Here is a 25,633-nt window from a genome sequence, read left to right as displayed (position 1 = left end):
CTACGTGGCCTACGTGGCAGTAAGGATGTGCAGATTCTGCGCACGTACCGCGCGGTATGTCACTACCCGGGAGTACCGAAATTGCCAGTGATCACTGGCAGATGTCAACGGCCGGTCTCTTCCGGGCGTCAGGCGCCGACGCCCGCCGTCAGTTCCGGGTCCTCGCGGAGGCGGCCCAGGGCGCGGGAGACCGCGCTCTTCACCGTGCCGACGGAGACCCCGAGGACCTCGGCCGTCTGGGCCTCGCTGAGGTCCTCGTAGTACCGCAGCACGACCATCTGCCGCTGCCGCTCGGGGAGCTTCATCACGGCGCGCCACATGGCGTCGTGGAGGACCTGGCGCTCGGCCGGGTCCGGCTCGGCCGGGCCGGACGGCTCGGGCAGCTCCTCGCAGACGAACTCCTCGACCTTGCGCTTGCGCCACTGCGAGGTGCGCGTGTTCACCAGCGCCCGGCGCACGTACCCGTCGAGGGCCCGGTGGTCCTCGATCCGCTCCCAGGCCACGAAGGTCTTGGTGAGCGCGGTCTGGAGCAGGTCCTCGGCGTCGCTCGGGTTCGCGGTCAGCGAGCGGGCGGTGCGCAGCAGCAGCGGCTGCCGGGCCTTCACGAAGGAGGAGAAGGACGGGTACGCGAACGGGCGCGGGCCCTGCCGCGGCGAGGTGCGCGGGGCCGTGCGCTGTCCGGGCCGGGTGGCGGCCGTCGAGGCGCCGGCGCAGACGGGGCCAGTGGGTGGCGGAGTCATGGTTCCACGCTAGGAGCGGCGGGGTCCGGGCGGATCGGCCCCAGGTCCCGAACCCGGCTCCCCCTCAGGTCGGAGTCCTCGGGGTGCCCCCACCTCCTCTGGGTGGAGCCGCCGTCACCCCGGGGTCAGGGTCGGCCCCGGCGCCGGCGGCGCGCCCGGGGTCGGCCCGGGTGCCGGTCCGGGGTCGGTCAGGGGTCGGTCCGGGGTCGGTCCGGGGTCGGTCCGGGGTCGGTCCGGGGTCGGCCCGGCGGCGCGCGCTCGGGGTCGGTCCGGTGTCCGTCCGGCGTCCCGGCCGGTGTCCGTTCAGGTGTCGGCGCCGAGGACCAGGCCCGAGGTCGGGACGCCCGTGCCGGCCGTGACCAGGGCCCGGGCCGCGCCGGGCACCTGGTTCACGGAGGTGCCGCGCAGCTGCCGCACCGCCTCCGCGATGCCGTTCATCCCGTGGAGGTACGCCTCGCCCAGCTGCCCCCCGTGGGTGTTGACCGGCAGCGCGTCCGCCGCCATGAAGTCCCCGCCCTCGCCCGGCCCGCAGAAGCCGAACTCCTCCAGCTGCATGAGCACGAAGGGGGTGAAGTGGTCGTAGAGGACGCCCACGTCGATGTCGGCCGGACGGAGCCCCGAGGTCTGCCACAACTGCCGTGCCACGACGCCCATCTCGGGCAGCCCGGTCAGCCCGTCCCGGTAGAAGCTGGTCATGGCCTCCTGCCTGCGGCCCGCGCCCTGCGCCGCCGCGAGGACGACGGCGGGCGGGTGCCGCAGGTCGCGGGCGCGCTCGGCGGTGGTGACGACGATCGCCTGGCCGCCGTCGGTCTCCTGGCAGCAGTCGAGGAGGCGGAGCGGCTCCGCGATCCAGCGGGAGGCGGCGTGGTCGGCGAGGGTGATCGGCTTGCCGTGGAAGTACGCGGCGGGGTTGGTCGCCGCGTACCTGCGGTCGGTGACGGCGACGTGCCCGAAGACCTCCGGCGTGAGCCCGTACACGTGGAGGTAGCGCTGGGCGGCCATGGCGACCCAGGAGGCCGGGGTGAGCAGCCCGAAGGGCAGCTGCCAGCCGAGCGCGGCGCCCTCGGCGGACGGCTCGCGCCGCTGGACGCCGGAGCCGAAGCGGCGCCCCGACCGCTCGTTGAAGGCCCGGTAGCAGACGACGACCTCGGCGACGCCCGCCGCGACGGCGAGCGCGGCCTGCTGGACGGTGGCGCAGGCGGCGCCGCCGCCGTAGTGGACGCGGGAGAAGAAGGTGAGTTCGCCGATGCCGGCCGCCTGGGCGACGGTGATCTCGGGGTTGGTGTCCATGGTGAAGGTGACGAGTCCGTCCACGTCGCCGGGGGCGAGCCCGGCGTCGTCGAGGGCGGCGCGGACCGCCTCGACCGCGAGGGAGAGCTCGCTGCGGCCGGAGTCCTTGGAGAACTCGGTGGCGCCGATGCCGGCCACGGCCGCCCGGCCGCCCAGGCCGTCGGGGCGGAGCAGGCTCATCGGGGCACCTCCACGGTGACCGTGCCGGTGACGTGGTGGCCGAGGCCGTTGGCCCCGGCGATCCGGACGACGGCGGTGACGGCGCCCTCCGGGCCGCCGGTCACCTCGTCCACCGTCCCGGTCAACGTCATCGTGTCGCCCGGGTGGTTGGGGGCGCCGAGCCGGATGGCGACCTTGCGGAGGACCGCGCGCGGGCCGAAGTGGTCGGTGACGTACCGGCCGACGAGGCCGTTGGTGGTCAGGATGTTCATGAAGACGTCCGGGGAGCCCTTCTCCCGGGCGGCCTCGGCGTCGTGGTGCACGTCCTGGTAGTCGCGGGAGGCGACGGCCCCGGCCACGATCAGGGTGCGGGTGACGGGGATCTCCAGCGGCGGCAGCGCGTCACCGGCCTTCATATCGAGCCCTTCCTCGCGAGCAGATCGCCGAGTTCGGCGAGGAGTTCGGTGCCGTGGCCCAGATAGGCGTCGAGCTGCCGGCCCCACAGGAAGTGCCGGTGGACGGGGTGGTCGAGGTCGGCGCCCATGCCGCCGTGCAGGTGCTGGCCGCTGTGCACGACCCGCTTGCCGGCCTCCGAGGCCCACCAGGCGGCCGTCAGCGCCGCCGCGGCGCCGTCGAGGCCGGCGTCGGACCGCCAGGCCGCCTCGTAGGCCGTGACCCGGATCGCCTCGGTGTCCATGTGGGCGTCGGCGGCGCGCAGTTGGACCGCCTGCCGGGTGGCGAGCGGCCGCCCGAACTGCTCGCGTACGGAGGTGTACGCGACGGCCCGGGCCAGCGAGCCGGCGCAGACGCCCGCCTGGAGTCCGGCGAAGGCGGTCCGGGCGGCGGCGAGCACGTCCTCGTACGCCTCCGGCCCCGTCCCGTCGCCGAGCCGCTCGGCGGGCGTCCCGTCGAGCACCGGCCGGCCGGCCGACCACGGCGCGGTCAGTTCGACCGGTGCGACGTCGGCGAGGTCCGCGACCCGCACCAGCCACAGGGCCCGGTCCTCGTCCGGTACGAGGAGATGGGTGGCGTCCCGCAGCCACGGCACCCAGCCGACGGTCCCGGTGAGCCGCCCGCCGCGGGCCGTGACCCCGCCGGTGGCGGGGAAGGCGCCGGTCGCGACGGCGGTCCCGTCCCGCAGCCACGGCAGGAGGCGGGCGCGCTGCTCCTCGGTGCCGTGCCGGGCGACGGCGAGGATCCCGTACACCCCGGTCGCGGCGAGCGGCACCTGGGCCGTCACCCGGCCCTGCTCCTCCAGGAGGAGGACGAGGCCGAGCAGGCCGATCTCCTCGACGGCGCCGGGCAGTCCGGCCGCGCACAGCGCCTTCCACAGCTCGGCGTCCGTGCCGGTGCCGGCGGCGGCCAGCCGCTCGTGCGTGGAGAGGTCGCCGAGGATCCGGGCGGCCAGCTCCCGCGCGGCCTCCTGCTCCTCGGTGGGCGTGAAGTCCATGTCAGCGCTCCCCTTCCCCGGACTCCGAGACGTCCCCGGACTCGGATGCGCCCCCGTACCCGGATTCCGAGATGTCCCCGGACCCGGACGCGCCCCCGGCCCCGGACGCGTCCCCGCCGTCCGCCGCGCGGAAGACGGGCAGCTCCAGCTCCTCGTCGAACCGCCGGAACTCCAGCCGGACCGGCATCCCGATCCGGACCTTGTCGTAGGGCACCCCCACCACGTTCGCGATCATCCGGACGCCCTCGGCCAGCTCGATCAGACCGACCGCGTACGGCGGGTCGAAGGCCGGGAAGGGCGGGTGGTGCATGACCACGTACGAGTAGACCGTCCCCTCGCCGCCCGCCTCGACGGTGTCCCACTGCGCCGCCCCGCACTCGTTGCACCCCGGCAGCCAGGGGAAGCGGAGGGTCCCGCAGGCCGCGCACCGCTGGATCAGCAGCCGGTGCGCCGCGACGCCCTCCCAGAACCCGGCGTTGTCCCGGTTGATCACCGGCCGGGGCCGCCGGGGCGCGGCGGCCTGCGGCTTCGGGGGGCGGGCGGCGGGGGCGTACTTGAGGATCCGGAAGCGGTGGGTGCCGGCGAGCTCGCCGCCCGCCCGGACGTCCATCCGGGTGGTCACGAAGTGGCCGGTGCCGAGCCTGGTGGTCTTGCGCGGCGAGACGGACTCGACAACGGCCTCGAAGGTGATCTCGTCGCCGGGCCGGAGCGGTCGTAGGTACTCCTGCTCGCAGTCGGTGGCGACCACCGAGGTGTACCCGGCGCCGTCGAGGAGGCCGAGCAGCTCCCCGTACGCCTCCGAGCGGTCCTCGTGCCCGGAGAGCCCGCCCATCGTCCACGCCTGGAGCATGGCCGGCGGCGCCACCGCGTCCGGCCCCCGGTACGCCGGGTGCGCGTCCCCCATGGCCTCGCACCAGTGCCGGATCATCGGCAGGTTCACCGGGTCCTTGCCGCGCCCCCCGACGGCCGCGGGCCGCCCCTCGTACGCCTTCAGCCGCTCGTACAGCGCGTCCTGCCCGTGCTGTCCCTGCTGCCCCTGCTGCCCGTGCTGCCCCTGCTGCCCGTGCTGACCCTGCTGCCCGTGCTGCCCGTCCTGCCCGCGCCGGCGGCTGTCCTCCCCTCCGGTCCCGCTCATCGCCGTCCCCTCCCCCGCATGCCGAGCCGGGCCCGCGCGACGATCTCCCGCTGCACCTCGCTGACCCCGCCCCCGAAGGTGTTGATCTGGGCGGCGCGGTTCATCCGCTCCAGTTCGCCGCCGTCGTACGCCCCCGGCGAGCCCGCCCGCACCGTGCCCGCGTCGCCCGCGATCTCCTGGCAGATCCGGTACACCTCCACGGCCGATTCGGTCCCCGCGAACTTCACCCCGCTGGCGTCCCCCGGGGTCAGCCGGCCGGCCCCCACGTCCCCCACCAGACGCCAGTTGAGCAGGCGCGTCGCCGCCAGCCGGGCGTGCGCCTCGGCCGCCCGGATCCGCACCCACGGCTCGTCGGTCCGGCGCCGGCCGCTCACCGGATCGGGGGTACGGGCCCGGTCGAGGGCGGCGGCGAAGAAGTCCTCGGCCTGCATGCCGATGGCGGCGAGGGCGACCCGTTCGTGGTTGAGCTGGTTGGTGATCAGCCCCCAGCCGCCGTTCTCCTCCCCGACGAGGTTCCCCGCCGGGACCCGGATCCCGTCGTAATGGGTCGCGGTGGTGGTGAGCCCGCCGACCGTCTCGATCGGGGTCCAGGAGAAGCCCGGGGCGTCGGTGGGGACGAGGAGGAGGGAGATGCCCCGGTGCGGGGGCGCCTCGGGGTCGGTGCGGCAGGCGAGCCAGATCCAGTCGGCGTTCTGCGCGTTGGAGGTGAAGACCTTCTGCCCGTCGACGACCCAGGAGTCGCCGTCGCGCACCGCCCGGGTCCGCAGCGAGGCCAGGTCCGTACCGGCCTCGGGCTCGCTGTAACCGATCGCGAAGACGCACTCGCCGCGCAGGATCCTCGGCAGGAAGGCGGCCTTCTGCTCCTCGGTGCCGTACCGCATGAGGGTGGGGCCCACGGTGTTGAGCGTGACCATCGAGACGGGGGCGCCCGCCCGGTACGCCTCGTCGAAGAACACGAACTGCTCGTCGGGGCCGCGGCCGCGGCCTCCGTACTCCTCCGGCCAGCCGAGGCCCAGGAGCCCGTCGGCGCCGATCCTCCGCAGCAGCCGGCGCTGGGCGGCGCCGTCGCTCGCGGGCGGCGGCCCGTCGGGCATCGTCTCGCGGAAGTACGCGCGGAGTTCGGCGCGCAGCCGGAGCTGCCGCTCGGTCGGGGCGAGGTGCACGGGACGGCCTCCCGGAGGGGACGACGAAGGTTTCTGACTGTCCGTCAGATTCGTCCGCCCTGTCAAGACACCCCGGCGGGCGAGGACCGCCGGAAACGGCAAAGCGGCCCCCGGCGACGGCGAGGCTCCCGCCGGAAACGGCGAGGCGGCCCGCGCGGCCGGTACCGAAGTACCGTCGCGCGGGCCGCCGTTCACACCGCGGTCACGCCCCCTCGGGCCGGGCCCGTGGGCTGGTCACCACCACGGGTAGAAGTTGACCGTGTTGTTCGCCTGCGAGATGTGGGTGAAGGCGGAGCCGTTCACGCTCGCCGTGTTGTTCTGGTTGGAGGCACCGGAGCCGGTCGCCACCTGCTGCGTGGTGGTCGAGTTGCCGTTGTTGTCGCCACCCACGCCGCTGCCGATGATCGTGGCGACGCTCGTGTTCGATCCGTCGTCCGCGAAACCACCGTTGTCGGCCTGCGCCACACCGCCGAAGAGGGCTGCGGCGAGCGGCAGGGCGACGACGGCGGCGGCGATGCGGGCGGTACGGATGCTTGCCATGTCTGTTCCTCCGGGAACTGAAGCCAGTCTGCTGTGCACGGAAATGCGGATCACTGAAGGCAGGCCGTGAACTCCGGCCCTGACCAGGGAAGTTGGCCTACCGCCCCGGTCGTTTTCTGCTCGACGTCGCGAATCCAGAGTTGCCCACCGAATCCCCGGCGAACCACCCCGGAAGGCCCGATTCCCCCGCAAGCGTGAGGACAAGCCGATAAACCCTTCGTCACCGAGAAACCCCCAGCTCACGGTGGACGGCACGTGCGAAACCACCCTGGATCCGTTACGCCGCAAGGGAGGAAGCGTTCCGCCAGAACCCCCGACAAACCGGACCGCACGGGACGAGACCCACGCCGCCGCCCCGAACGAGCCGAGAGATCTCGAACGGGCGGCCTATTCGCCTATTCCTCGTCCGAGGCCGCAACGTCGTCCGAGGCCTCGACCGCGGGCTCGAAGGCGGCCTCGGCCGCCGCCTCGACCGCGGCTTCGAAGGCGGCGTACGCGGTCGCGTCGAAGAGCACGAACCGCACCTCCTCGACCCCCGTCCCCGCCGCCGCGACCTGCCGCACGGTCTCGACCGCGATCCGCGCCCCGTCGTCGATCGGCCAGCCGTAGACCCCTGTGGAGATGGCCGGGAAGGCGACCGTACGAGCCCCCGACTCGCCCGCCACCCGCAGGGATTCGCGGTAGCAGGACGCCAGCAGCGCCGACCGGTCCTCGCTCTCCGACCACACCGGCCCCACGGTGTGGATCACGTGCCGGGCCGGCAGCCGCCCGCCCGTCGTCGCGACCGCCCGCCCGGTCGGCAGCCCCTTCCCGTACCGCGCCGCCCGCAGCTCCCGGCAGGCGCCGAGGATCTCCGGCCCGCCCTTGCGGTGGATCGCGCCGTCGACGCCGCCGCCCCCGTACAGCGACGAGTTCGCGGCGTTGACGACCGCGTCGACCGCCTCCTCGGTGATGTCCCCGCGCACCAGCACGATCCGCACCACGCCACCCGCCTCCGTCTCGCGCCCCCCCGGCCATCCTCCCGCCGCACGGCCGCCGCGGCACCCGGAGAAGCGCCCGCGCGCTACGCGCCCGCGGGCCCCTCGGCGGCCACGACCACCTGATAGGCGTCCTCGTAGAGGATCCGGCCGGGGTCCGAGGACTCCAGGCGCCGGCACTCCACGCCATGGGCGGCGAGCAGCTCCAGATAGCCGTCCACGCGCGCGATCAGCTCATGGGCGGACGCCTTGAACCAGGCCACCGCGCCGGGGTGCACGGCCGGGTCGTACACGGCGGGGTCGACATGGCTCGGATTCGGATAGTGGGCGTCGTACCAGTCGTTGGCGGCCCGCCAGAAGCGGTACTGCTCCTCGCTCAACCTGCCCTGCGCCGCAAGCTCGTTGGCGAGCACGAAGACCCCGGGAAAGTGCCCGCGCGGATGCCGGACGACCCCCTGGAACCTCACGAACACCACCCGCTCCACGCCCCTCCGCCTCCCCCGCTCCCCCTCGCCACGCCCCCGGAACGGACGAGAGCCCCCGGCCGGACTCGCCGGCCGGAGGCTCTCGCATCCCGCGGTGGGTGTGGGATTTGAACCCACGGTGACATCGCTGCCACGACGGTTTTCAAGACCGTTCCCTTAGGCCGCTCGGGCAACCCACCCTCGCTCCGCCTCACCTGCTGCGGAGCGTGCTACAGCCTACCGGCTGACTACCCCGGGCGGCGAAGACTGACCACAGGCTGACCACAGGCCTCACGGGGACGGCTGCAGCCGTCATCGCCTCGCCAAGTTTGCCATCGCCTGCCCCACTGCCGCCCTCATGGGACAGCACCGCACCGCCCTCATATGCTGACCGCCACCATCGGATGTGAGGGGCACATGAGACGCACCCTGAAAGTCGTGGGCATAGCCCTGACCGGCCTGCTCCTCGCCGGCCAGACGACTGCCCTTGTCCTCCAGCAGCAGCAGATCAATGCATTGGAAGATCGCCCACCCGTCCCCGGCCCGCCGGGGGTTCAGGGCCAGCGGGGTCTGCAAGGCGCACAGGGCATTCCGGGCCCCCGCGGCCCAGCCGGCGTTGCAGGTAAGAACGGCAGGGACGGCCTCGATGCTCCCTCCGGGAGCGCCTTTCTCGACACGCCCTCCGATACCGAGGCAAGGCAAAAGACTCAGCTTGAGGCGCGCGCTTACTGCACTGACCTCGCCGAAACGGCATATCCGGACACGCCAAGCAACGACCCGAGCATGGACGAGCTCACGGGCATGTACTCCCTCACGATGAGGGAGAAGAGTTTCAAGGAGTGCATGAGCGACGAGGGGTACCCGCAGTAGCAGTTCGCCCGTAGCCGTCGGGCGCGCCATCCCCTGCGGTCAAGCCGAACCGGTACCACCGTTCTGACGCGCGGAGGGCAGCAGGAGATCCCGCTCCGGGTGCTTCTCACCGGAGACGCTGCCGTCCACGCCGAGGTCCTTACGTGCCTCCTCGTGGAACCCATTGATCGCCCGGAACACGGCACGGTTCCGCTCGCGCCACTCCTCCAGGGTCCCCTCGGTCTTGCCGTTCGCCTGCCAGTCGACCTGGAGGGCGACGGCGTTCAGGTCGTGCGCGGCCTCGACCACGTCGTCGCCGGCGAGAAGCATGATCCGCTCGAAGGCTCGGCCGCGGGTCCGGCCGGCCTCCGACATCTCGGCCAGCAGCTCCTGATCCGACTTGTCACGCTCCCGCAGCCCCTCGCGGCACTCGTAGAGGTGGACCGCCAGGAAGATGCAGGCGCGGACACTGTCGACGTAGCCCTCGTACGCTTCGAGCTTCTTGCCGTCCCAGCGGGTGACCAGCTCATGCTTCTTCCGCTGGCGCTCCATCGCGTACGTAGTGAGGTGAGTGGTCAGCGCGCCCAACAGAACCGCTGCGATCGTGACCCATTGCTCGGCGCTTCCCATGCGTCCCCCAGACACGGCCCTCATATAGATGTCCAGAGGATCTTAGGAGTCGCCGCGACCTCTCACAGGCCGGGGTTACCGCATGGCTGAAACAGGGGGTGTCACAGGGCCGCCCTTCAGGTTTCCGCAGGTCATAACCTTGCGTGACAGTGTGACGGGTGTGACTCCCCCATGTTTCAGCCATCGCCGTCACTCCGACGTGGCCGCGGATGTGAAGCCCTCTGGTAACGCCCACCGGTCAAGGCCGTCGCCTGAGTGGCCGCTCTCGACTCGCGGGGTCCCTCCCGGCTTCCTAGCGTGGCGACATCCGCGGCGGAGGAAGTAGGTATGCCGATGAGCGAGCAGCCTGAGGGCGGTCCTCGGTGGGGAAGCCCAGGCGGAGGCACACCCCCTCCCGGACGGCGGCCGTATCCGCCTGAGCCTCCCCAGAAGAAGCGCTGGGGCCCTGGTTGCCTGTGGGGGTGCGCCGGCGCACTGGCTGCAGTGATCGCCATCGTCGTACTCGTCCTGGTGATCGCGCAGGGAGACGACGACGAGAGCACCACCCCCGCACCGGGCAGAACCGCCACCTCGTTGGGAACGACGCAGGAGCCCCAGGGCGAACGAGCCGACCTCATCAGCTTCCAGCTGGACGACCGCTCGACGGCCGGAATCATCAACATCTGGGTCGTCTGGACGATCAAGAACAACAGCAGCGAAACGTCCGACTACTCATGGGATTGGGAGGCTGTCGACGCCAGTGGCACCCGACTGGCAAACGGCACGCAGTTGGACACGAACGTGCAGCCCGGCCAAACAGCCAAGGGCGAGTTCCCCACGACGCTCAAGACCGTGAAGGGTGTCAAGCTCAACATCACCAGCTTCAACCGCACCGCCAGCCTCTGACCAGGTCCGCCCCACGCATCATCGGAAGAAGCCAAAGGCACTGTCCAGCGACCACGTCTGCCACCCCATGGTGAAGAACGCCACTGCCGAGATCAGCGCCATCATCAGGTTCTGCCCCTGCTCGCCCCAGTCATGGATCATCAGGACCAGGTAGATCAGGTTGAGGAGCAGACCCGCGATCAGCGCGACAGGGGTCAGGAAGCCGAAGACGAGCCCGAGGCCGAGGGCCAGCTCCGCGTACGCAACGAGGTAGGCCATTGCTCGCGGTCGGGGCTTCACGACGATGCCGAAGCCCCGCTGGACGAAGTTCCAGCGATGCTCTGCCGCCACGCCCGCCGCCCAGCGGATACCGCCGCCGGCGAACCAGTCCTTCTTGTCCTTGTGGCGCCAGCTCTCCAGCCACCACAGTCCGAGGCCGATCCTGAGGACCGCTATCCACTCGGCTCCGTCGAGCCAGATCGTCTCCATCGGGACTCCCTCCGAGGCATGTTCTGACGCATCGTCAGTTCAGCGGATGGAGATGCGCCTGACAAGGGGTGCGACAGCGCGTCCACCTTGCCGCTTCCGCGCCTTACCCCTAGCCTCCACCTGATGGATCGTCAGATTCTTGTCGGGTAACCGACGAACGGCAGGGGGTAAGCGACCGTGGATACCGACGAAAGCGGCACCATGGATCTCCCGAAGGTGATCAGCGTGGACGATCACGTGATCGAGCCCGCGCACCTCTTCGAGACCTGGCTACCGCGCAAGTACCGCGACCGAGGGCCGAAGCCCTTCACCGCCGGCATCGGCGAACTGGAGTACATCGGCGGGAAGTACCGGTTCACTACCGACCCAGAAGGCCAGATCACCGACTGGTGGCGGTACGAGGACGGGATCTTCCCGTACAAACGGATCATCGCCGCCGTCGGCTTCTCGCGCGACGAGATGACGCTGGACGGCATCACACGAGAGCAGATGCGCCGCGGCTGCTGGGACCCGAAGGCGCGGCTCGCCGACATGGACATGAACCATGTGGAGGCCTCGCTCTGCTTCCCGACCTTCCCGCGCTTCTGCGGCCAGACGTTCTCCGAGGCCAAGGACAAGGAGGTCGCCCTCGCCTGCGTCCGCGCCTACAACGACTGGATGGTCGAGGAGTGGTGCGGGGACAGCGGTGGCCGGCTCATCCCCCTCTGCCTGATCCCGCTGTGGGACATCGACCTGGCCGTGGCCGAGATCCGGCGGAACGCCGCCCGGGGCGTGCGCGCGGTGACCTTCTCCGAGATCCCGACCTACCTGGGACTGCCGTCGATCCACTCCGGCTACTGGGACCCGTTCTTCGCGGCCTGCGAGGAGACCGGGACCGTGGTGAACATGCACATCGGCTCGTCGTCGCAGATGCCCGCGGCCTCCCCCGACGCACCGCCGGCCGTGCAGGCCGCGCTGAGCTTCAACAACGCGATGGCCTCGATGATGGACTTCCTCTTCAGCGGCGTACTGGTGAAGTTCCCGCGGCTGAAGCTCGCGTACAGCGAGGGCCAGATGGGCTGGATCCCGTACGCCCTGGAGCGCGCCGACGACGTGTGGGAGGAGCACCGTGCCTGGGGCGGGGTCAAGGACCTGATCCCCGAGCCGCCGTCCACGTACTACTACCGGCAGATCTTCTGCTGCTTCTTCCGCGACAAGCACGGCATCGAGGCGATCGAGACCGTCGGCGTCGACAACGCCACCTTCGAGACCGACTACCCTCACGTCGACTCGACGTGGCCGCACACGAAGCAGGTCGCGGCGGACCACGTCGCCGGCCTTCCCGACGACGTGGTGTACAAGCTCCTACGGGGCAACGCGATCCGCATGCTCGACCTGCCCTTCGACCGGAACCGTCCAGCTGTGTCCGGCACCCTCTGAGCTGTACGAGCTGTCCCGGCAGCCGGCTGTGCCGCCGACCGCCGGGACGGCATGGAGTGTGCTACATCCAGCCCGCAGCCAGGGCAGCGGCTATGGCATCCGCCTCAGCGGCCTCAGCCTTGGTGTTCAGCTCTTCGTCCCGCCCCAGGGCACTTCCACCCGCTGCCGCGGCAGCCGTCAGGGAGGCCTGGACGGCGGTCTGGTAGGCAGCCACGGCAAGGCCACTACCATCACCGTGCTCCTTGGCCAGTTGGGCAGCGACAGTGGCGGCGGCAGCAGCGTTACGGGCACACCGCGCATCGGCCGCCGGATCGGGCGCCGCCTCCTTCAGGGCATCCACAGACTGACTGGACAAACGCACTGCCTGAGCCGCTTTCGACTCCAGGCTGTTCGGTATGAGCTTGGCCTGGTCACCATCGACGCCGGCGTGGCGGCACGCCGCAGCAGCGCGGTTCACCGCGCTCTGGGCACGAGCTCCATGGCGTGTACGGAGGGCATCCTCAGTCTCGCTGGCCTCTGTCTTGGCGGTGCCGTTGGATGCGGTCATGACCGTCTCCTCATCTGCCGATGCGTCTGTCGACGGAGGGTGGCACGTGCCTCACAAGGAAGCCATAGCGGTGCAGGCCCAGAATCGGATCGCCGCCCGACGGGATACGCAGATTTTCCGAAATTCCCCTTGGAACGCCAATGGGGGAGCGCCGATTCGCCTGACGCCCCCCCCAGGCGCATGTCCTGGCACGCGCCTCAACCTGCAGTGTCCCTCTCAAGGAACCGTTGGCGATCGCACCCTTCCAGGGCGCCACGCCAGTTAAATCAGATCAGTCAGGGACCTGAATATCCGCTATCCACTGGACATGACTCGTGGTCTCGATATGGAATCGACCCTTTCGGGTTTCCGCCAAATCGAGCTGATTGACTCCAATATGAGACTTGTCGCTCGGGCAGGTGATGACGAATTCGCCTACCGTGTCGATGGTCAGAGTGAGCTGCCCTTTCCCAGCGGAGGCGACGCAGTTCACATTCACCCAGGAGATTCCCTTGGTGAGGTTCACGGAACCCAGGTCCCAGGACCCGCGACGAGGTCCCCCTGACACGACCTGATGATGCCCTGGCCGGATTTCCGGAGCGGTCAGCTTTACGGCGGGGGCGGATGATGTAGTCGACGGCTGAGGCTGGGGCAGCCCTGCCTCCGAACAGCCGGCTACCGCCGCTGCCGTCGTGGCGACTACAGCACTCGTTAGGATCCGGCGGAGTGGGCTCATCAGTAGCTGGTCTCCCAGTAGCGGAATCCGATGGAGTTGTTCGCGATCTTCACGGCGCCCGAGGTTCGCTGCGACTTCGCGCAGCTGGGAAGCTCGTAGTACTTTTCCCAGGTGGCGTTGTGACCCCAGGAGCCGTACTGGGTGTTCCCGTACTTCCCCGAGGAGACGTTCCGTCGGTACTGATGCTCGGTGCCCCAACTGACCTCGTTGGTAGCCTCGCGGCTGATCTCCGCCTTCGCCTCGCCGACGGCGAAGCTGACCGATACTCCCGCAGTCCCCGTGAACGAGGTCTTCGCCGCTCCCGCGGTCGTCCTGGTGACCACGATGGTTCCACCGGGGCCATCCTTGTAGATGGGACCGCTACCGATGTGGGTGGAGCTGTAGCCGTACACATTGCTGCGCCAGCCTCCCGAGCAAACCCCTTCCGGGGCGGGTTCGGGGCCTTCCTCGGCTAACGCAACCGTCGGGGAGATTATGCTCGCCGCCATCATGGCCGCTGCCGCCAGCATAGACCCCTTGCCAAACCGGTTCATTTAATTCTCCCGTTTTCACGAAATTGAACTAAAAACGCCCTGATGCACGCATTCATCTAAGCAGTACCGGGATGTGGATTCGATGCCCCACAGGCATCCGATAATCTACCCAGCATTCCTGAGGTCGCCTATTTGCAACTATGATCGCCCCGCAGGGGGTAGATCGCGACGCCTTATCCGGCCATCAAGGCCTGCTTCAGCACAGCATCTCCCCTATGGGCACTGAAAATAGATCAGCATCCCGTCTGCGGCTGCAGGTCAAGCGGATCAACCGGCGCCCCGCCATCCGTCTCCGCCAACGAAAATCAAGCATCCGACGCGCCAGTGGGGCACCAAAGTAGTCCTCCTGAACTGCATTTCACCCCCCATTATGGTCGAGTAACGCCGCCGGTCCGGCCTCACTTGAAAGAAGTTAGCGATCGGGAAGGCGGTACGCGAGGGATTGATGGAAGTTTGAGGTTCACCTGAGGCGACATTTTTGCATAATAACGGACAGGCCCCCACACACTCCGCCCGAGAATCCCTCCATTCACCACAACTGAACTCTCGATTCCGATTGAGATTTCGGCCGATTGGCTGATTAAGGGCCTGCCGAGCAGAGTCGATCACCCTTGATGGTCCACACAACCGATACGGTTCGGATACACCCGGCGGAGAGGCGATCATGAGAACCCAAGTGTCAGAAGCCCTGGTCACCCTCGCCCGACGGTACATACGCGCAGCTCCGCTACCGGTGGGCAAGGCCTTGCTCGCGAGTCACTACCTCAACCCGCACCTCCGGGAACATCCGCGTCAGCGTGTCACCGAGACCGGATTCGGCGCCCGCGTCGCCGTCGACACCCAGGACCTCATCCAGCGGTACGTGTACCTGTTCGGGGTCTGGGAGCCGTACATGACCGGGTGGCTTCGACGACGGCTGCGCCCGGGTGACACCTACATCGACGTGGGCGCCAACATCGGCTACTACACCCTCCTCGCCGCCAAGCTCGTCGGGGACCGCGGCCAGGTCGTCGCCGTCGAAGCTTCGCCGGTGTTCCATCGGCACCTCCTGCGGAACGTCGGTCTCAACGACTACCGCAACGTCCGGGCGATCAACGGCGCCGTCTCGGACACCGAGAGGGTCTTGAAGTTCGTGCTCGCCAGCTCCGCCAACATGGGTGCGAACAGCATCGTCCCGTATGAGGGACCGGCCGAGTCGACCTTCGAGATCAAGGCGCAGCCGCTGCCGGCTCTCCTCACTGCCGGCGAGATCGCCCGAGCACGCGTCATCAAGATCGATGTGGAGGGCGCGGAGGGGAGCGTCATACGCGGAATGGCTCCGTTGCTTCCCCGTCTTCGGCACGATGCCGAAATCACCGTGGAGGTGACGCCGACCCGCATGGCGCAGCTCGGCGACTCAGTCGACGAACTGATGGAGACGATGCGAGCGCACGGATTCCACGCGTACCGGCTCGTCAACGACTACACCCCGGGGAGCTACGTGGAGGCCCTGGAGGGAGCCGGCCGCGTCCCCGAACGGCTTGTCGGCCCTGTGGCCGGCGAGAGCGACCTCGTCTTCTCCCGCGTCGACGCGGACCGCCTCCCCTGAGCCAGCGCCTCCGGCTCTCCGCCCTTGCCCCAGAGCGCCGCAACAAGGCGGCCTGGCCCTACGGTGAAGGGCCAGGCCGTCAGCAAATGCGGGTCGGATCAGCCGAAGGCCGCCGCCGGGAGCCGGGGTCCGTCTTCATCTCCATCCAGCGCGACGCCGTCCGGGATCTGCAGCCGCTGGCCGCGGCTCACCGCCACGCGGAGCACGTCCCGAAGCGCCCTGGTCAGGTCGGAGGCCACGGGCCTCAGCTGCTCAAGGGCCACGTCCTCGTCCGCGAACACGTCCGTGGCACGTTCCAGCAGTTCGGCGGCCATGCCGAGCTGGATCGCTTCGACGTTGTCAGCCACCCTGGACAGGTGGCCGTCCGGCTCATCGGTGCTCAGGAAGCAGGGCTTGCCGTCGGGTCCCGACCACGGCAGGAGCCGCAGTTCCTCGTATGCCGTCATCCTTCTACCTCCTTCTTCTCGGTCACGGTGCGGGTGATGAAGACGGCGTCGGCGCGGTCCCCGGGAAGCACCAGGAACGCCGCCTGGACTACTCGCCCGGTGGTGTCGGTGGCCACGCGCTCAACGGCCAGGACCGCCAGGGCCGAGCTGATCCGGAGAGTGGCCGCTTCCTCCGGCGTGGGGAGGCGGGCGCTGACGTGTTCCCGGATCTCGGCGAGCGCCGGGCGAAGCACTGCCAGCTCTGCGTCGATTCCTTCACCGCACGACACCTCACCGGATTCCGGCAAGGCGGCCGGCGCCAGGTCTCGGGGTACATAGATTCGGGCCAGGCTGTGCGGCGACCGCCCTTCGTGGCTGAGGCAGACGAACTCGGCCAGCGATGTGCCCGCCGGCACCCCCATGAGGGTGGCCACGCGGCCTCGCGCACGCAGGCGGGTCGCGCGCACGCTGACACAGAGGGCCGCGTTGGTCGCCGCCTGTACGTCGGGCGTATGCCCTCCGCCGGCGTAGGTGATCCTCTGGAAGGGATGCCGGACGAAGTTCCCCCGGCCGTGAACCTTCTCGACGAGCCCTTCGCCCTGGAGGACCGCGAGGGCGCTCCTCAGGGTCGGGACGCTCACCGTGTAGCGGGAAGCCAGTTGCGCCTCGGAAGGGAGACGTTCGCCGGCCTTGATCCTGCCGGTTGAGATCTGTGTCCGGAGGTCATCCGAGATGACCCGATGGCGGGAAGCCACGGAGTGAATCACCACCTTCTCATCACGCGCAGAGCGATGAAGCGGGACCGGGCGTGCATCGTCATGAACTCCCCCGAGTCGAAGCGGAGGCGCTTGGCTCCGCGGGGCAGTTGAATGAGATCGACCACGAGAGAGGGTTGGCCACCCAGTTGGATGACGTCACCGCGCTGGACGCTGTCCGCCGTGATCTCGATGGAAGCGGCCATGGCCCCGGGAGGGACTGAACTCCTCATCGGTCACCGCCCGTTGCCGATTCGACGGGGTGGCAGGCGCATACGCAGGTCTCGTAGATCACCGGGATGTCCACGGGCGCCGCAGCAGGGGCCGCGTGCACGCAGTCGCCGTGCGACCCGATGCGACACGCGCTGGAGCGGTACGGGGCAGGGGTCCGGACGTACGTCACGCGCAGGAGGGGACTCGGGCGCTTCTTCACCACGCGCCCCCGGGAACCCATCCGCCCGTGCCGACGGCCAAGCTCGTGGACGTCGCGGCGTGCCTGGCCCTCGCTTCGGCGGCCACCACGTACGGGCGGACGAGCGCCGTCTCCTCCCCGGCGAAGGCGTCCGGACCTCCCGCCGCGATGTGCTGGACCGCCCCGCCGTGGGGAACAGTCGCCGGCCGAACGGGAGTCGCCATGCCGAGACGGTGTCGCCCCCTCGTCGTCCGGCGCCGCGATCTGGTGCGCGCGAGCGCGTCACGGATACGGTTGAACATGCTGATCAGCTCCTTAGGGCTGATGGCCGTGCCCCCGGGCGGCGTGCACCGTCGCGGGGGTTTTGTCGTCGACTCCGGCCCATACGCTGCGGCCGTCCGCGCTGCTGTCGACCAGTCCGAACCGGTCGGCTGTCTTCAGCACTGCGAAGAGCTCTCGCCACAGCTCGGGGGCGAGCACGTGCGGGATGTGCGCCTCGACGCGAATGCAGCCCTCCCGGCGCGTCACGACGGACGCCAGCCCCAGGACGGACAGCCGTGCGGCCAGACGGTCGACACGACCTTCAGGGGATAACGAGATGCCATCCCTCGGCTGCACTTGGTCACCCCCACAGCTAGATAGCTAAGAGCAAGCTAGCTATCTAGATTAGAGGTAGTGGTCTAGATTTTCCATATGCGTGAGCAGCCGCCGTACCTCCACATCGCTGACGTGCTACGACAGCGCATCGCCGACCAGGAATGGACGCCGGGAGACCGGCTGCCGTCCCGTGCGCAGCTGGCGCAGGAGTGCGGGGTGGGCGAGGCCGTCATCCGGCGCGCTCAGGAGACGCTGATCGCCCAGGGCGTTCTGGAGGGCCGGGCGGGCTCGGGCACGTACGTCGCCGAGCCGCGGCAGAAGCTGCGGATGGTCCGTTCGCGACAGAGCGAGCACACCGACGGCTCGCTGTTCCGCGCCGAGATGGCGGCGTTCGGCAAGAGGGGCACCTGGGAGAGCCGGAGCGAAGCGATGGTGCCGGCCCCGGCGGACATCGCGGTCCGGCTCAGCATCCCCGAGGGGGACTACTGCGTGCGCACGTCGTACGAGTACCTGGCCGACGGCAAGCCTGTGCTGGTGTCGACGAGCTGGGAGCCGTACAGCATCACGTCCGGCACGCTGGCGGTACTACCGGAGGGCGGGCCCTACGCCGGCATGGGTGTGGTCCGCCGCATGGCCGAGATCGGCATCACCGTCAGCCGGGCCGAGGAACGTCCCGAGCCTGGACACGCGAACGCCGAGGAGGCAGCCCTCCTCGGCGTCCAGCGCGGTGCGCTCGTCACACGGATCCAGCGGACGTATTACAGCGACGAGGAACGTCCGGTGGAGACAGCGGACATCGTGATCCCCGCCGCGCTCTGCGAGATCGTCTACGAGGTCCCGATCAGTCGTTAGCCGGGTAGCTCCACCCGAGCTCGGTCAGCGTCTCCGCCCGCGCCTGGACGACCGCCATCCGCGCGTCGCGCTCGGCCGCCTCTGTGTGGGAGGCCTGGCTCGTCGCCTGCCCGGGCCACTTGCGGTAGAGGAGGCCGACCTCCGCCGAGAACCAGCCCCGGCTCGTCGCGTTCAGCGCCATCAGCAGACCGGTGTCCTCGGAGGCGGGCAGGGCCATCCAGCCCCCCAGGGCGAGAAGCAGGTCCTTGCGGATGAAGAGGGTGGCCGGGTGTACCTGGGCGCGGAAGCCGTTGGCCTTCCAGTACTCCAGGACTTCGCCGCGCTCGATCGCGCCGGCCTCCGGGTCTCCGGGGAAGCCGACGGTCGAACCGTCGGGCAGGAAGTCGAGCACACGGGACGTCGCCCAACCGATCGACGCGTCCGCTTCGAGCGCGGCCAGGTCACGGGCCAGGACGCCGGGAGCCAACTGGTCGTCGGCGTCCAGGACCTTGACGTAGTCGCCGTCCGCGTGAGCCATCGCCATCATGCGGGCGACGCCGGGCCCTCCGGGGCGGCCCTGGTGGAAGGTCACGCGGTCGTCCTCGGGGACATGCGGGGCGACCTGGTCGGTCTTGCCGTCCTCCTGGATGATCCAGCGCCACTCCCAGCCTTCTGGGAGCTCCTGCTCGCAAAGGGACTTGTACGCGTCCGGCAGGAACTGCGCCGACGGAGCGTGGACAGCGGTGACGATGATGATGCGCCGGCTCACGGCAGCACTCACCACCTTTCGAGGGAAGTGGTGAAGAGCATTTCCGTGCGATCGCCGGGCAGCGTCACGTCGGAGATCTCCACGGCGCGGTTGTCGGTGTCGTACGAGGTCTTGCGGAGCACGAGGACCGAGGTCCCCGGCGGGAGCTCCAGCTCCTCGGCCTCCTCGGGCGTCGGGGGACGAGCGATGATCAGTTCCTCGATGCGGTCCAGTTCGATGCCGATCGTCAGGAGCTGGTTCTGCGTGCCCCCGGGCCACGGCTCCTTGGTCTCGTCCAGGAGGTCGGGGTTCACGGCGACCATGTCGCGCACCAGGTACGAGGACACGAGGGCGAAGGGCGCCGTCTCCGCCGCGTACCGGGTCCGGTAGCTCCGCTCGACCAGGGCCGTGCCCTCGGGGACTCCGAACATCTGCGCCAGGGACGCGTCAGCCTTGGCCTCGCCGTAGGAGGCGTGGAAGACGAGGTCGTTCACCTGGAGGCCGGTGTCGTGCTCGGTGGCACCGGTCTGAAGGCGCTCCTGCTCGGTCTCGCGGGCGCGGTGCTTCTCCCACTGGTGGCGCAGGTTCGTACGGAGCACCCGAGTACGGGGCCGGCGGACGAAGTTGCCGCGGCCGTGCTTCTTCTCGATCAGCCCCTCGTCCTGGAGGAGGCGGAGTGCTTCCCGGATCGTCGGGACGCTCTTCTTGTGCCGCTCGGCCAGCGCGGTCTCGGCCGGAAGCTTGTCGCCAGGCGCTAGCTGACCTGCGCGGATGGCCTCTCTCAGCTCATCGGCGATCTTCTCGTACGCCTTAGCCATGTGGTGCTCACCGTTCCAGTCGAGGGACGCCGCCAGCATACGACTCCTAAAGAGGTCTTGACGACCGGAGGAGGCGTACGCAATAGTCCTAGGCAACTCCTAAAGAGGACCTGAGGACTTGACCTCTTGAGGAGTTGCGATGCCTGATGCCCGGAGGAAAGCCCGCAGGGGTGAGTACGAAGGCCGCATTCGTCCCTTGAAAACTCCACAGCGTGCCTGAAAGAACAGCGCATTTGATCTTCGGCGCCGTCGCTCCCGACGGCGCCCGTTCCACCCGGGGGCGGGTCTTCCGCCCCCGGTCCGCCATCTGTTCCCAGAGGGGGACCCATGCAGCTCGCCATCGGCGATGTCGTCCGCGACCGCGGCGACATGGCCCTTGCCACAGTGGCCGGGATGGCCACGAACTCGGAAGGCAACCTCGTCGCACTCCAGCTCTCGGGCGGAGGCGTGCGGCTGACCGCGCCCTACGACCTGGAGGTCGTGGCCCGCCACAGCCGGCCGCCGAGCGCCGCCCACACCGTCGTGTCCGTACTGACCCTCGTCGTGGCCCTGGCCGCTGCCGTCATCGGCTGGCGTTCCGCCCAGGAGCTCGGCGCCGGATGGCCGCTGGCCCTCCTGACGGGCCTCGGCTGCTGCACCGCCGTGAAGCTCACCTACGACTCGGGCAGGCGTCTGACCGGACCTCGCCGCTTCCGCGTCTGACCGCCCACTCGCACATCTCCGCACTTCCCTGCTGACGGCGGTGGTCGACGGGCCAAAACGATGCCCATCGCCGTCGGCTCTCCCATCCCATCCAGGACTCAGGAGAGTTCGATGCGTACGTACGTTGGCGGCCAAGAGGCCGTGAACGCCCTTGAATTCACCGAGCTCGCCTACGGGTTCGAGTTCGACGTCCCGATGCCCGAGGACTTCCGCGACCTGTTCCTCGGCGTGCCGGACGAGACCGACGAACAGCGGGCTGTCCGGCTCGCCGCCGCGCGTGACGTGCTCGCGGAGATGCGGGAGTCGAGCGACGCCGACGAGGTGTCGCTGCTGAACACGCTCTACGCCGAGCAGCTGATGGACGCGGTGCCGCTGAGGAACCGGGCCGTGAAGAACCGGACTCTGCGATCGAGGAAGGTCGCGTGAGCCAGCCCGACCCGCGCACCGCACCGCCCACGCAGCTCCCTCCGCTCACGAGGAGCGAGCGGGTACTCCTCGGAGCGGTCGCTCCCGCCGGCGCCGGAGTCGGAGGTCTCGGCCTGGCCTCCTCGTTCAGCTCCGTGTCGGAGGCTGCGGAACGCTGGGGCTTCGCGGAGCCCTGGATGCTGCCCATCGGCATCGACTTCGCGATCCCCGTCTTCACCGCGGCGAACCTCCTGCTCATCAGGTTCGGCATGCCGCTGGCCTGGGTCCGTGTGGTGCCGTGGGCGCTGACGCTCGTCACCTGCTGGCTGAACATCGCGGCCGGCTCGTCGACTTCGGCCCGGATCGCACACGGGACGATGCCGCTCCTCTGGGTCGTCCTCAGCGAGATCGTCGCTCACGGGTACGCCGTACGGATCGGCGCGGCCACGGGCCGTCGGATGGAACGCATCCGGCGCTCCCGCTGGCTCTTCGCACCGCGGGCAACGCTCGCGCTCTGGCGCCGCATGGTGCTCTGGGAGCTGACCGACTATCGCGAGGCCCTGCGCGAGGAGAAGCGGCGCCTGTTGGCCCGCGCCGAGCTGCGCGAGCAATACGGCCGGCTGTGGCGCTGGAACGCGCCCCGCCGTGACCTCGTGCTTCTCCGGATGGGCGAACTCGACTCGGAGGCTCCCCCGGATGAGGGGAGCGAAGAGGACGAGGCCGAACCTCCGAAGCCCCGGCAGCGGCGCCGCATCGCACGTGACAGGAACAGCCCCCGCATGAGCTGGGACGAAGCGCTCACGAAGGCCCGTGCTCTGACGGCCGGCTGGCCCTACGAGCACTTGGACGCCGAGCGGATCCGCAAGGCCGTCGGATGCAGTCAGGACCGGTCCCGCCAGCTCCGGGACGTCCTCAGGACCGAGCGCGCGGAACCGATGCTGCCCGACCCGGTCGGCGTCTGACGACGAGGACCGCTCCACCACTTTCGCCGGGCCCGGCCGCTGCTTTGGCGGGTAGGGCCAGGGCCCGGCTCTCCCTCTGTTCAGGAAGGAACCTCAGTGAAACACGAGAGCGGTGACGCTCACGAGCGCGAGCTCTTCGCACGCTTGGAGAAGGAGATCGCCGCCGACTCCCCGGAGTCGGTGTCCGCCACGGAGGGCGGAGAGTCGGGCAGCGGACGCTCCGCTGAGTCGGCTCCGGCCGGACCTGACGAGTCAGCCGACCCGGACGCCGTGATCATGGTGGACCGGCCCGGCGGACAGTCGGGTCCCGGTCTCGTGGACCGCGTCCTCGGCTCGAAGCGGCGTCCGGTGATTCCCGCCTGGGCCCGGTCCTGGGACGAGTTCAAGACCGCGGGGAAGGGCGTCGCGGCGTACGCCTGGCACGTCGCCGCGTTCCACGCGGTTCGAACGCCCTGGTACGCGCTCCGGCTCACCCTGCAGGCGCCGCTCGGCGCCGCCCGGCTCCTCGGCAGCACGATGCGATGGGTGGCGGACTCCGAGGGGAATCCGCTGCGGCTGGACGCCGCCAGGCGCGAGGACGTCGGCGACTACCTCAAGCTCTCCCGCCAGCGGGACCGCCGGGTCCGGTGGCGGACGATCGTCGCCCTCGTCGCCGCCGTGGCCGGCCCGAGCGTCGCCGCGGCCATGTACGTCATCGCCCCGACCTGGCTGACGCTGTTCGCCATCGCGGCCGGAGTCATGATGCTCGGTCGGCTCGGGCAGTCGGCCGACTCTCCGGTCATCAACAGGGCCGTGGAAATCCCGAAGGCGACCAAGCTCACGAGCGACATCGTCCTCCGTGCCCTGGGCTCCCTCGGCATTCCGGCGATCAACCAGGACCAGGCCAGGGGCGGCCCCGGATTCACCTTCACCGCCCCGATCACCCGCGACGGCCCCGGGTGGCTCGCCGAGGGAGATCTCCCGTACGGCGTCACCGTGACCGACGTCGCCGACCGACGCGAGCGTCTCGCCTCCGGTCTGCGCCGCCCGCTCGGCTGTGTCTGGCCGGAGGCCACGGCCGATGAGCACACCGGACGCCTCCGGCTCTGGGTCGGCGACCAGGATCTGTCGAAGACCCGGCAGGCACCGTGGCCGCTCGCCAAGTCGGGAACCGTGGACCTCTTCCGGCCGATCGACTGGGGGACGGATCAGCGGGGCCGCTGGGTCGGCATCACGCTCATGTTCATCGCCGGAGTGATCGGCGCCATCCCGCGGATGGGCAAGACCTTCCTCCTCCGGCTCCTGCTGCTCATCGCCGCCCTCGACGTGCGCGCGGAGATCCACACGTACGACCTCAAGGGCACCGGCGACCTCGACGCGGTCGGCGACCGGGTCGGCTACCGGCACCGGGCCGGGGAGGAAGACGCGGACATCGAGTACGCGATCGCCGACCTCCGGCAGGTCCGCGAGGAGATGCGCCGGCGGGCGAAGGTGATCCGGTCTCTGCCCAAGGACATCTGCCCCGAGTCCAAGGTGACCACCGAGCTGGCCTCGAAGCGCTCGCTCGGCCTCCACCCGATCGTCATCGGCGTGGACGAGTGCCAGGTCTGGTTCGAACACGACAAGCACGGCGCGGAGTTCGAGGAGATCTGCGTCGACCTCGTGAAGCGCGGCCCCGCGACCGGGATCGTGCTGCTGCTCGCGACGCAGCGGCCGGACAAGGACAGCATCCCGAAGGCGATCAGCGCCAACGCCTCCGCCCGTTGGTGCCTCAAGGTCATGGGCCAGGTCGAGAACGACATGGTCCTCGGGACCGGCGCCTACAAGCGGGGTGTCCGGGCCACCCTCTTCGCGTGGTCCGAGAAGGGCGTCAGCTACTTCCTCGGCGAAGGCGCGGACGCCCGGATCGTACGGGCCGCGTTCATCGACGCCGTGGAAGCCGACCGCATCGCCCTCCGGGCCCGTGCCCTGCGCGAGCGCGCCGGAACGCTCGCTGGCCACGCGGCCGGCGAGCAGCCGGCAGCCGAGGAGGCCCCGACGTACGACCTGCTCGCCGATCTTCTCGCCGCGATCCCGGACGGCAGCCAGAAGGTCTGGAACGAGGTGGCCGTCGCCGCCCTCGCCGAGCTGCGGCCCGGGGTGTACGGCGAGTGGACGGGCGAGCAGCTGACCCTCGCGCTCAAGCCGTACGGAGTCCGGTCCGGTCAGGTGTGGGGCACCGCGGAGGACGGCAAGGGTGCGAACCGGCGGGGCATCAAGCGCGCCGACCTCCTCAAGGCCGTCGCCGAACGTGACGGCGGAGCCGCCGCGGCCTAGCCGTTCGCGCCGCTAGACCTAGCGGTCCACCCCGCTAGGTCTAGCACCCCCGCTAGCGACCTCACACGCCTCTGACCTGTGCACTAACACCTAGCACCACTACCTGTGCGACCCGGTGATCCTGCCCTGAGAGGGGTTCCCATGCCCATGTGGTTCGACTTCGCCACGCTCCTCCTGCTCATCACGCTCTGCTACGCCGCCCTGTGCGCGGCCAGCCCCTTCGGTGCCTGCCGCAAGTGCAAGGGATGGGGTGCCAAGGTCCGCGTCTCCCGCTTCAGCGGGCGGCTCAAGCGCGGGCGCGACTGCCGCCGCTGCGAGGGATACGGACAGCGCGCCCGGGTCGGCCGCCGTCTCTACAACCTCGCCGTCCGGCTCCACGACGACGGCACCCGCTGAGGAGGAGGCCGCCATGCGTCGACTCGTCCACCTCTCCCTGCTCGGCCTGCTGCTCGGCTTCGCGGCCACTTCGTGCCCCGCGAGCCAGCCGCCGCCGACCCCGCCGGCCGTATCGCCCTCGCTCCCGTAACGGAGGAACGATCTTGACCCTTGCGATCTCCGCCCTGCTCCTGTTCGGGGCCTTGCTCGTCCTGCTCATCCGCTCGAAGTCGGTCGGGGGTGCGGCAGCCCTCATCGCCGTGCTCTTCGGCTACTACCTCTCCCGCACGCCGGCCGCGCCGGCCATCGACAGCGTCATGTCGGCGCTCGCCGACGCCATCCCCGACATGTGATCAAGAAGGGAACCTCATGGCTGAACGAACCGACGTCACGTATCCGGCCACCACGTACGCGGACGCGCCGCCGCTGGGCGACGAATTGGCATGGCTCCGAACCCGCGCCGGTGGCCCGGACTTTGAGTCGGACCGTGAGTTCCTCCTCCGCCAGGCGGCGTTGCTGGACCGGCTCGCCATCGAGAGCGCGGTCGGGCCGCTCGTCCGCACCGCGCTCGGCGCCGCCGGTCGGCTGGTCGCGCACGACGTCGAGCGCCACGGACTGAGCCGCCGGGGCCACGACCTCGTCGCCGCCGAGGACCACCAGGCGTACGTCCGCGAGGAGTACCGCGTCTGGCTGGTCGAGCAGAACCACTGAGTCGACCCGGGGCAGCGGTCGACGGGCCAACGAAGCCCGCTGCCC

Annotated in this window: 31 protein-coding genes and 1 tRNA gene; 12 read left to right on the top strand and 20 right to left on the bottom strand. The window is 69.9% G+C overall.

Features of this window, described 5'->3' with window-relative positions:
• Window positions 1–128 precede the first annotated feature (128 nt).
• The 10 genes from ABZ621_RS15085 to ABZ621_RS15040 form a co-directional block, all read right to left on the bottom strand.
• On the bottom strand, window positions 129–740 hold the full coding sequence (locus ABZ621_RS15085) for a SigE family RNA polymerase sigma factor (protein ID WP_169093991.1): 612 nt from the start codon (window positions 738–740) through the stop codon (window positions 129–131).
• A gap of 303 nt (window positions 741–1,043) precedes the next feature.
• Window positions 1,044–2,210, bottom strand: a complete 1,167-nt coding sequence (locus tag ABZ621_RS15080) for a lipid-transfer protein (protein WP_360604422.1) — start codon at window positions 2,208–2,210, stop codon at window positions 1,044–1,046.
• A complete protein-coding gene (locus tag ABZ621_RS15075) occupies window positions 2,207–2,605 on the bottom strand; it encodes a MaoC family dehydratase (RefSeq protein WP_360604420.1) in 399 nt (132 codons plus the stop codon). The genes ABZ621_RS15080 and ABZ621_RS15075 overlap by 4 nt, the downstream gene beginning before the upstream one ends.
• A complete protein-coding gene (locus ABZ621_RS15070; RefSeq protein ID WP_360604418.1) occupies window positions 2,602–3,639 on the bottom strand; it encodes an acyl-CoA dehydrogenase family protein in 1,038 nt (345 codons plus the stop codon). The genes ABZ621_RS15075 and ABZ621_RS15070 overlap by 4 nt, the downstream gene beginning before the upstream one ends.
• 1 nt (window position 3,640) lies before the next feature.
• Window positions 3,641–4,774: a bifunctional MaoC family dehydratase N-terminal/OB-fold nucleic acid binding domain-containing protein gene (locus tag ABZ621_RS15065; protein WP_360604416.1), complete on the bottom strand. Its 1,134-nt coding sequence runs from the start codon at window positions 4,772–4,774 to the stop codon at window positions 3,641–3,643.
• Window positions 4,771–5,937: an acyl-CoA dehydrogenase family protein gene (locus tag ABZ621_RS15060; RefSeq protein ID WP_360604414.1), complete on the bottom strand. Its 1,167-nt coding sequence runs from the start codon at window positions 5,935–5,937 to the stop codon at window positions 4,771–4,773. Before ABZ621_RS15060 ends, ABZ621_RS15065 begins: the two co-directional genes overlap by 4 nt.
• Before the next feature lie 234 nt (window positions 5,938–6,171).
• Window positions 6,172–6,477 (bottom strand): hypothetical protein, encoded by a 306-nt coding sequence (locus ABZ621_RS15055; protein ID WP_043224849.1) that lies wholly within the window; start codon window positions 6,475–6,477, stop codon window positions 6,172–6,174.
• Between the two features lie 395 nt (window positions 6,478–6,872).
• Complete coding sequence (locus tag ABZ621_RS15050) at window positions 6,873–7,460, bottom strand: O-acetyl-ADP-ribose deacetylase (RefSeq protein WP_360604412.1); 588 nt, start codon at window positions 7,458–7,460, stop codon at window positions 6,873–6,875.
• Between the two features lie 80 nt (window positions 7,461–7,540).
• The gene (locus ABZ621_RS15045) at window positions 7,541–7,927 is read right to left on the bottom strand and encodes a hypothetical protein (protein ID WP_360604410.1); all 387 of its coding nucleotides are present in this window, start codon (window positions 7,925–7,927) and stop codon (window positions 7,541–7,543) included.
• Between the two features lie 104 nt (window positions 7,928–8,031).
• Window positions 8,032–8,118: transfer RNA gene (locus tag ABZ621_RS15040), tRNA-Ser, on the bottom strand.
• 217 nt (window positions 8,119–8,335) lie between these two features.
• On the opposite strand from ABZ621_RS15040, the gene ABZ621_RS15035 reads away from it, so the two are divergent.
• Window positions 8,336–8,788: a hypothetical protein gene (locus ABZ621_RS15035; protein WP_360604408.1), complete on the top strand. Its 453-nt coding sequence runs from the start codon at window positions 8,336–8,338 to the stop codon at window positions 8,786–8,788.
• A 39-nt stretch (window positions 8,789–8,827) separates the two neighbouring features.
• Here the strand turns inward: ABZ621_RS15035 and ABZ621_RS15030 are convergent, their stop codons facing one another.
• Window positions 8,828–9,397 (bottom strand): hypothetical protein, encoded by a 570-nt coding sequence (locus ABZ621_RS15030; RefSeq protein ID WP_360604406.1) that lies wholly within the window; start codon window positions 9,395–9,397, stop codon window positions 8,828–8,830.
• A 483-nt stretch (window positions 9,398–9,880) separates the two neighbouring features.
• On the opposite strand from ABZ621_RS15030, the gene ABZ621_RS15025 reads away from it, so the two are divergent.
• Window positions 9,881–10,282, top strand: a complete 402-nt coding sequence (locus ABZ621_RS15025; RefSeq protein WP_360604404.1) for a hypothetical protein — start codon at window positions 9,881–9,883, stop codon at window positions 10,280–10,282.
• A gap of 18 nt (window positions 10,283–10,300) precedes the next feature.
• Here ABZ621_RS15025 and ABZ621_RS15020 read toward each other — a convergent pair whose 3' ends face one another.
• Window positions 10,301–10,750, bottom strand: coding sequence for a DoxX family protein (locus tag ABZ621_RS15020; protein ID WP_360604402.1), 450 nt, complete (start codon window positions 10,748–10,750; stop codon window positions 10,301–10,303).
• A 201-nt stretch (window positions 10,751–10,951) separates the two neighbouring features.
• Between ABZ621_RS15020 and ABZ621_RS15015 the strand changes: the two genes are divergently transcribed.
• Window positions 10,952–12,169 carry an amidohydrolase family protein gene (locus ABZ621_RS15015; protein WP_360604681.1) on the top strand — a complete coding sequence of 406 codons (1,218 nt, stop codon included), beginning with the start codon at window positions 10,952–10,954 and terminating at the stop codon, window positions 12,167–12,169.
• A 61-nt stretch (window positions 12,170–12,230) separates the two neighbouring features.
• On the opposite strand, the gene ABZ621_RS15010 is transcribed toward ABZ621_RS15015, so the two are convergent.
• From ABZ621_RS15010 to ABZ621_RS15000, 3 genes are all read right to left on the bottom strand, one after another.
• Window positions 12,231–12,716 carry a hypothetical protein gene (locus ABZ621_RS15010; RefSeq protein ID WP_360604400.1) on the bottom strand — a complete coding sequence of 162 codons (486 nt, stop codon included), beginning with the start codon at window positions 12,714–12,716 and terminating at the stop codon, window positions 12,231–12,233.
• A 271-nt stretch (window positions 12,717–12,987) separates the two neighbouring features.
• On the bottom strand, window positions 12,988–13,221 hold the full coding sequence (locus ABZ621_RS15005) for a hypothetical protein (RefSeq protein WP_360604398.1): 234 nt from the start codon (window positions 13,219–13,221) through the stop codon (window positions 12,988–12,990).
• Window positions 13,222–13,430: 209 nt separating this feature from the next.
• Window positions 13,431–13,964 (bottom strand): hypothetical protein, encoded by a 534-nt coding sequence (locus ABZ621_RS15000; RefSeq protein WP_360604396.1) that lies wholly within the window; start codon window positions 13,962–13,964, stop codon window positions 13,431–13,433.
• 664 nt (window positions 13,965–14,628) lie between these two features.
• On the opposite strand from ABZ621_RS15000, the gene ABZ621_RS14995 reads away from it, so the two are divergent.
• Window positions 14,629–15,552, top strand: a complete 924-nt coding sequence (locus ABZ621_RS14995) for an FkbM family methyltransferase (RefSeq protein ID WP_360604394.1) — start codon at window positions 14,629–14,631, stop codon at window positions 15,550–15,552.
• Between the two features lie 98 nt (window positions 15,553–15,650).
• Here the strand turns inward: ABZ621_RS14995 and ABZ621_RS14990 are convergent, their stop codons facing one another.
• The 3 genes from ABZ621_RS14990 to ABZ621_RS14980 form a co-directional block, all read right to left on the bottom strand.
• Window positions 15,651–15,998 (bottom strand): hypothetical protein, encoded by a 348-nt coding sequence (locus ABZ621_RS14990; RefSeq protein ID WP_360604392.1) that lies wholly within the window; start codon window positions 15,996–15,998, stop codon window positions 15,651–15,653.
• Window positions 15,995–16,732 carry a GntR family transcriptional regulator gene (locus tag ABZ621_RS14985; protein WP_360604390.1) on the bottom strand — a complete coding sequence of 246 codons (738 nt, stop codon included), beginning with the start codon at window positions 16,730–16,732 and terminating at the stop codon, window positions 15,995–15,997. The genes ABZ621_RS14990 and ABZ621_RS14985 overlap by 4 nt, the downstream gene beginning before the upstream one ends.
• Window positions 16,733–17,459: 727 nt before the next feature.
• Entirely contained in the window at window positions 17,460–17,762 is a 303-nt protein-coding gene (locus ABZ621_RS14980; protein ID WP_360604388.1) for a hypothetical protein, read from the bottom strand.
• Window positions 17,763–17,837: 75 nt separating this feature from the next.
• Between ABZ621_RS14980 and ABZ621_RS14975 the strand changes: the two genes are divergently transcribed.
• Window positions 17,838–18,593, top strand: a complete 756-nt coding sequence (locus ABZ621_RS14975; RefSeq protein ID WP_360604386.1) for a GntR family transcriptional regulator — start codon at window positions 17,838–17,840, stop codon at window positions 18,591–18,593.
• Here ABZ621_RS14975 and ABZ621_RS14970 read toward each other — a convergent pair.
• Together ABZ621_RS14970 and ABZ621_RS14965 are read right to left on the bottom strand one after the other, a co-directional pair.
• Window positions 18,583–19,341, bottom strand: a complete 759-nt coding sequence (locus ABZ621_RS14970) for a glycosyltransferase family 2 protein (RefSeq protein ID WP_360604384.1) — start codon at window positions 19,339–19,341, stop codon at window positions 18,583–18,585. The two genes, ABZ621_RS14975 and ABZ621_RS14970, sit on opposite strands and share 11 nt — an antisense overlap.
• 8 nt (window positions 19,342–19,349) lie before the next feature.
• A complete protein-coding gene (locus tag ABZ621_RS14965; protein ID WP_360604679.1) occupies window positions 19,350–20,138 on the bottom strand; it encodes a GntR family transcriptional regulator in 789 nt (262 codons plus the stop codon).
• Window positions 20,139–20,465: 327 nt separating this feature from the next.
• Between ABZ621_RS14965 and ABZ621_RS14960 the strand changes: the two genes are divergently transcribed.
• The 7 genes from ABZ621_RS14960 (at window position 20,466) to ABZ621_RS14930 (ending at window position 25,588) form a co-directional block, all read left to right on the top strand.
• On the top strand, window positions 20,466–20,840 hold the full coding sequence (locus ABZ621_RS14960; RefSeq protein WP_360604382.1) for a hypothetical protein: 375 nt from the start codon (window positions 20,466–20,468) through the stop codon (window positions 20,838–20,840).
• A gap of 111 nt (window positions 20,841–20,951) precedes the next feature.
• Window positions 20,952–21,266, top strand: coding sequence for a hypothetical protein (locus tag ABZ621_RS14955; RefSeq protein ID WP_360604380.1), 315 nt, complete (start codon window positions 20,952–20,954; stop codon window positions 21,264–21,266).
• A complete protein-coding gene (locus ABZ621_RS14950; protein WP_360604378.1) occupies window positions 21,263–22,207 on the top strand; it encodes a DUF2637 domain-containing protein in 945 nt (314 codons plus the stop codon). The genes ABZ621_RS14955 and ABZ621_RS14950 overlap by 4 nt, the downstream gene beginning before the upstream one ends.
• Before the next feature lie 96 nt (window positions 22,208–22,303).
• The gene (locus ABZ621_RS14945) at window positions 22,304–24,502 is read left to right on the top strand and encodes a cell division protein FtsK (protein WP_360604376.1); all 2,199 of its coding nucleotides are present in this window, start codon (window positions 22,304–22,306) and stop codon (window positions 24,500–24,502) included.
• A 141-nt stretch (window positions 24,503–24,643) separates the two neighbouring features.
• A complete protein-coding gene (locus tag ABZ621_RS14940) occupies window positions 24,644–24,898 on the top strand; it encodes a hypothetical protein (protein WP_360604374.1) in 255 nt (84 codons plus the stop codon).
• A gap of 143 nt (window positions 24,899–25,041) precedes the next feature.
• Window positions 25,042–25,230 carry a hypothetical protein gene (locus tag ABZ621_RS14935; RefSeq protein WP_360604372.1) on the top strand — a complete coding sequence of 63 codons (189 nt, stop codon included), beginning with the start codon at window positions 25,042–25,044 and terminating at the stop codon, window positions 25,228–25,230.
• 16 nt (window positions 25,231–25,246) lie between these two features.
• Complete coding sequence (locus ABZ621_RS14930) at window positions 25,247–25,588, top strand: hypothetical protein (RefSeq protein ID WP_360604370.1); 342 nt, start codon at window positions 25,247–25,249, stop codon at window positions 25,586–25,588.
• The last annotated feature ends 45 nt before the right edge of the window (window positions 25,589–25,633 follow it).

Origin of the sequence: Streptomyces sp. NPDC007863, assembly GCF_040633895.1 — a bacterium.
Classification (GTDB): Bacteria; Actinomycetota; Actinomycetes; order Streptomycetales; family Streptomycetaceae; genus Streptomyces.
This window is presented reverse-complemented; position numbering and strand designations above follow the sequence as displayed.

Bases quoted from the DNA above. Each gene is read 5' to 3' on its own strand.
- ABZ621_RS15085 (WP_169093991.1), bottom strand. From the start codon at position 740: ATGACTCCGCCACCCACTGGCCCCGTCTGCGCCGGCGCCTCGACGGCC.
- ABZ621_RS15080 (WP_360604422.1), bottom strand. From the start codon at position 2,210: ATGAGCCTGCTCCGCCCCGACGGCCTGGGCGGCCGGGCGGCCGTGGCC.
- ABZ621_RS15075 (WP_360604420.1), bottom strand. From the start codon at position 2,605: ATGAAGGCCGGTGACGCGCTGCCGCCGCTGGAGATCCCCGTCACCCGC.
- ABZ621_RS15070 (WP_360604418.1), bottom strand. From the start codon at position 3,639: ATGGACTTCACGCCCACCGAGGAGCAGGAGGCCGCGCGGGAGCTGGCC.
- ABZ621_RS15065 (WP_360604416.1), bottom strand. From the start codon at position 4,774: ATGAGCGGGACCGGAGGGGAGGACAGCCGCCGGCGCGGGCAGGACGGG.
- ABZ621_RS15055 (WP_043224849.1), bottom strand. From the start codon at position 6,477: ATGGCAAGCATCCGTACCGCCCGCATCGCCGCCGCCGTCGTCGCCCTG.
- ABZ621_RS15035 (WP_360604408.1), top strand. From the start codon at position 8,336: ATGAGACGCACCCTGAAAGTCGTGGGCATAGCCCTGACCGGCCTGCTC.
- ABZ621_RS15030 (WP_360604406.1), bottom strand. From the start codon at position 9,397: ATGGGAAGCGCCGAGCAATGGGTCACGATCGCAGCGGTTCTGTTGGGC.
- ABZ621_RS15020 (WP_360604402.1), bottom strand. From the start codon at position 10,750: ATGGAGACGATCTGGCTCGACGGAGCCGAGTGGATAGCGGTCCTCAGG.
- ABZ621_RS15015 (WP_360604681.1), top strand. From the start codon at position 10,952: ATGGATCTCCCGAAGGTGATCAGCGTGGACGATCACGTGATCGAGCCC.
- ABZ621_RS15010 (WP_360604400.1), bottom strand. From the start codon at position 12,716: ATGACCGCATCCAACGGCACCGCCAAGACAGAGGCCAGCGAGACTGAG.
- ABZ621_RS15000 (WP_360604396.1), bottom strand. From the start codon at position 13,964: ATGAACCGGTTTGGCAAGGGGTCTATGCTGGCGGCAGCGGCCATGATG.
- ABZ621_RS14995 (WP_360604394.1), top strand. From the start codon at position 14,629: ATGAGAACCCAAGTGTCAGAAGCCCTGGTCACCCTCGCCCGACGGTAC.
- ABZ621_RS14990 (WP_360604392.1), bottom strand. From the start codon at position 15,998: ATGACGGCATACGAGGAACTGCGGCTCCTGCCGTGGTCGGGACCCGAC.
- ABZ621_RS14975 (WP_360604386.1), top strand. From the start codon at position 17,838: ATGCGTGAGCAGCCGCCGTACCTCCACATCGCTGACGTGCTACGACAG.
- ABZ621_RS14965 (WP_360604679.1), bottom strand. From the start codon at position 20,138: ATGGCTAAGGCGTACGAGAAGATCGCCGATGAGCTGAGAGAGGCCATC.
- ABZ621_RS14960 (WP_360604382.1), top strand. From the start codon at position 20,466: ATGCAGCTCGCCATCGGCGATGTCGTCCGCGACCGCGGCGACATGGCC.
- ABZ621_RS14955 (WP_360604380.1), top strand. From the start codon at position 20,952: ATGCGTACGTACGTTGGCGGCCAAGAGGCCGTGAACGCCCTTGAATTC.
- ABZ621_RS14940 (WP_360604374.1), top strand. From the start codon at position 24,644: ATGCCCATGTGGTTCGACTTCGCCACGCTCCTCCTGCTCATCACGCTC.
- ABZ621_RS14930 (WP_360604370.1), top strand. From the start codon at position 25,247: ATGGCTGAACGAACCGACGTCACGTATCCGGCCACCACGTACGCGGAC.